The organism is Motilibacter deserti (assembly GCF_011250635.1).
GTDB classification, from domain to species: Bacteria; Actinomycetota; Actinomycetes; order Motilibacterales; family Motilibacteraceae; genus Motilibacter_A; species Motilibacter_A deserti.
In genome coordinates this window covers 1-2,797 of the sequence record NZ_JAANNP010000179.1, presented here as the reverse complement: position 1 = coordinate 2,797, position 2,797 = coordinate 1, and the positions used below count along the sequence as shown (strand labels likewise).

Genomic DNA, 2,797 nt, shown 5'->3' with positions numbered 1-2,797 from the left:
GTCGCCGCCCGGCACCTGGCGGACGATCTTGCCCACGAGGTTCGGGTCGGTCGTCTCGACGTCGTCGCCGAGGGAGTACTTGAAGCCCGCCGCCTGCAGCTGGTCGATCGCCGACTGCGGGTCCTGGCCGACCACGTTGGGCACCTGCACGCGGCCGGTGGAGACGGTGAGGGTGACCTCGGTGCCGGGCTTCTGCAGCGAGTTCTCGTTGGGGCTGACGGAGAGCACGGTGCCCTCGGGCTCCTCGGAGTCCTCCTCCTTGCGCGGTGCGAGTGCGAAGCCGGCCTCGATGAGCGCCTGCCGGGCGTCCTCGTAGCTCTGGCCCTGCACCGCCGGGATGGCTCTCGGCTCGGGCCCGCTCGACACGACGAGGTCGACGGTGTCGCCCTTCTCGACCTTCTCGCCCACGCCGGGGTCGGTCGTGATGACGAGCCCCTCGCGGACGTTCGCGTCCGGGCGCGGCTCCTGCTGGCCGGGGACGAGCCCGGCGGCGGTCAGCCGGCGCGAGGCCTCCTCCACCGTGACGTTGGTGGCCCGCGGGACCTCGACGTCGTTGCCGCCGCCCCAGAAGCGCCAGCCGAGGTAGGCCCCGCCGGCCAGCGCGAGCAGCACGAGGAAGCCGACGAGGGTGTAGACCCCGGAGTGGCTGCTGCGCTCAGGCAGCTCGCGCCGCTCCTCGACCTCGACCAGCGGGGTCGGGCGGACCGCGGTCGGCGCGGTCGCCGGGCCGGGCACCCGGGTGAGCGCCTGGGTGGGCGCGGGCGGGGCGGCCTCGACCGGCCCGCCGGCGCGCGCCCGGTCCACGTCGGCCTTCATCTGGGCCGCGGTCTGGTATCGCTGGTCGCGGTCCTTGACCAGCGCCTTGAGCACGACGGCGTCGGCCGCGGGCGGGATGCCCGGGTCGAGGCTGCTCGGCAGCGGCGGCTCCTCGCGCACGTGCTGGTAGGCGACGGAGACCGGGGACTCGCCGGTGAAGGGCGGGCGGCCGGTGAGCAGCTCGAAGAGCAGGCACCCGGTGGAGTAGAGGTCGGTGCGGGCGTCGACGTGCTCGCCGCGGGCCTGCTCCGGAGAGAGGTACTGCGCGGTGCCGATGACGGCCGACGTCTGGGTCATCGTCGCGCTGGTCTCGGCGACCGAGCGCGCGATGCCGAAGTCCATGACCTTCACGTCGCCGCGCGGGGTCAGCATCACGTTGGCCGGCTTGATGTCGCGGTGGACGATGCCGTGCCGGTGGCTGTAGTCGAGGGCCGACAGCACCCCGGACGTGATCTCGAGCGCGCGCTCGGGCAGCAGCCGCCGCCCGGAGGCGAGCAGGTCGCGCAGCGTCGACCCCTCGACCAGCTCCATGACGATGTACGGGATCCGCGCGTCGCTGACGTAGTCCTCGCCGGTGTCGTAGACCGCCACGATCGCCGGGTGGTTGAGCGATGCCGCCGACTGCGCCTCGCGGCGGAACCGCGTCTGGAACGCGGGGTCGCGCGCGAGGTCGGGGCGGAGCATCTTGACCGCGACGACGCGGCCGAGGCGTACGTCCAGCGCGCGGTGGACCTCGGCCATGCCTCCGTGGCCGAGGAGCTCACCGAGCTGGTAGCGCCCGCCGAGCAGCAGTGGAGTGTCGGTCACCCGTCACCCTCTCCAGGTAGCCGGCGGTCGGGCCGGGGAAGGGCTGCGAACGGCCCCCCGTGCGGTCGTCGACTGCGGTCGCCGACGTTCGATCGATCCCCTCATTGTCCCCCTGCCGGGAGCAGCAGCTGCGGCACCGCCCGGCCCGCGCCGCTGCCGGGCACCGGCCCGCAGTCGCCGCCGGGCTCGTACCAGACATAGACGGAGATCGTGGTGCCCGGCTCGACCTCGCCGGTCGGCGTCACCCGCTGGACGGTGCACGGGGACGCGTCGGCGCCCGAGGGCAGCGAGACCCGCAGCCGGCGGAAGCTCAGCCCCTGGCCGAGCAGCTCCTGCATCACCTGCGTGCCGTTGCGGCCCACCAGCGCGTCGCCGTCGACGACCAGCTCCCCCGAGTCCGAGTCGGTCTCCGAGGGGGTCGGGCTGGGCGTCGGGATCGGCCCGTCGGTGTCCTCGGGGGTCGGGCTGGGCGTCGGGGCCGGCTCGTCGGTGTCCTCCGGGGTCGGCGTCGGGCTCGGCGCCTCCTCGGTCTCCTCGACGGTGGGGCTTGGCGCTGGCTCGTCGGTCGTCTCGGCCGTCGGCGACGGCGTCGTGCGCGGTGTCGAGACGGGCGCCGGGTCGGCGGCGCCCTCGTCCCCGCCGCCTCCGCCGAGCAGCGTGTTGCCCAGCGCGACGGCACCGCCGCCGACGACGAGCAGCCCGACGAGCGCAGCCGCGACGGCTGCGCCCCGGCGGCTCCGTGGCGGGTCGGCAGGGCCGGGCGGGGGGACGGCGGCTGGTGCGGCGGCCCGGGCGGGCAACGGCGCCGGGACGGCCATCGCCTGGGTGCGCTCGGTCGGCGGGGGCACCGTCGCCCGCGGCGGGGTGACGGCGATCGGGGCCGTCGCGAGGCCGGCGACGGCGTGGTCGCCGCTGCGCCCGCGCAGCGCCTCGGCGCGGGCCGCGACCTGGGCGTCGGTCGGCCGGTCGGCGGCGGACTTGGCGAGGCAGGCGAAGACGAGGTCGCGCAGCGGCGGCGGCACGGTCGTCGGCAGCGGGGGCGGCGCGTCCTGGGCGTGCGCGAGGGCCACGTCGATGGCGCTGTCGCCCTGGAAGGGCCGGTGCCCGGCCAGGCACTCGTACGCCACCACCCCGAGCGCGTAGACGTCGCTCGCCGGTCCCGCGGGCTGCCCCG

Annotated in this window: 2 protein-coding genes; both read right to left on the bottom strand. The window is 76.0% G+C overall.

Annotated features, from left to right (window positions below; genetic code table 11):
- The coding region (gene pknB / locus G9H71_RS22040; protein ID WP_166284908.1) for a Stk1 family PASTA domain-containing Ser/Thr kinase at positions 1-1,623 on the bottom strand (1,623 nt) is incomplete at its 3' end.
- Positions 1,624-1,724: 101 nt separating this feature from the next.
- Positions 1,725-2,797, bottom strand: a 1,073-nt coding sequence (locus tag G9H71_RS24795; RefSeq protein ID WP_166284907.1) for a protein kinase, incomplete at its 5' end; no start/stop codon positions are given.